This is a genomic window from Oleiphilus sp. HI0067 (assembly GCF_001635735.1).
In genome coordinates this window covers 1-1213 of record NZ_LWFI01001475.1, presented here as the reverse complement: position 1 = coordinate 1213, position 1213 = coordinate 1, and the positions used below count along the sequence as shown (strand labels likewise).

Annotated in this window: 1 protein-coding gene; it reads left to right on the top strand. The window is 46.3% G+C overall.

Annotation, left to right across the window (positions count from 1 at the left end; genetic code table 11):
* Window positions 1–118: 118 nt before the first annotated feature.
* Window positions 119–1213, top strand: a 1095-nt coding sequence (locus A3739_RS23950; RefSeq protein WP_068503098.1) for an 8-amino-7-oxononanoate synthase, incomplete at its 3' end; no start/stop codon positions are given.

The following is a 1213-nucleotide window of genomic DNA, read 5'->3' as shown; positions in this document are numbered from 1 at the left end:
AAACACAAGAAGCTGTGCTGAACCAAGCAATTGTGAAGGATCAAGAAGCGAAAAATCCAATGTTCTATGAAGCAAGTGCAACTAGTGCTGGCGATTCAGTCCAACACTAGGTTTGTCTGTGGCGTACGACGCACCTTATTGGCGTGATCAACTATCTCTGATTGAGCAGAAAGCGCTTCTCAGAAAGCGCTTTGATGTTCACTCTCGAAGTGGAGTTGAGCTCGTCACTAATGGCGAGAAATTAACTAATTTTGCAAGTAATGATTATCTTGGCCTCGCGAGCCATCCTGAGATTGTTGAGGCCTTGTGCACGTCGGCACGCACCTATGGTGTCGGTAGTGGCGCTTCCGATGTTGTGTCTGGCCACTTTCAGGCGCATTCAGATCTGGAGCAAAAGCTAGCTCGCTTCACTAAGCGTGATAAAGCTTTGTTGTTTTCGACGGGGTATATGGCAAACCTAGCTGTTGCATCTGCGTTTGCGAATTCTCGTGCTCTATTACTACAAGATAAGCTGAATCACGCGTCATTGATTGACGGCGCCAAGTTGTCTGGTGCGAGAGCGCAAAGGTATCTGCATAATAACCCTGCTAGCCTCGGTAATTATCTAGCTAAACTGTATGACGCAGATAAATACGACCACTGCTTAGTTTTGAGTGATGGTGTGTTTAGTATGGATGGTAATGTCGCTGATATTTCTCAATTAAGCGAAGTATGCTCGTCTTATCCATCTTTGCTCGCCATTGATGACGCGCATGGACTTGGGGTTTTAGGTGAGGGCGGTTGTGGTAGCGTGCTTTCACAAGGTGTTTCTCAAGAACAGTGCCCGCTGTTAATTGGTACATTCGGTAAAGCGTTTGGTACTTTTGGAGCCTTCGTCGCAGGACCTGAGGATCTTATTTCATATTTAGAGCAAGTCGCACGCCCCCATATTTATACCACCGCGTTGCCGCCAAGTTTAGTCGATGCAACAAGTAAAAGCCTTTCGTTAATTGAAGCGGGTGATGATCTGAGGACTTTGCTCAATCAGCGAATTACTCAATTCAAAGAGGAATTGAGTGACAGTGGTTTTACTCTGTTAGATTCTCAGACTGCGATACAAGGCGTTGTATTAGGTGATAATCAGTTAGCTCTTGATGCAGGAGCATTTTTACGTGCTCGAGGTTTTTTAGTGGGCGTCATACGACCGCCCACTGTTCCCCAAGGTAGTGCCCGC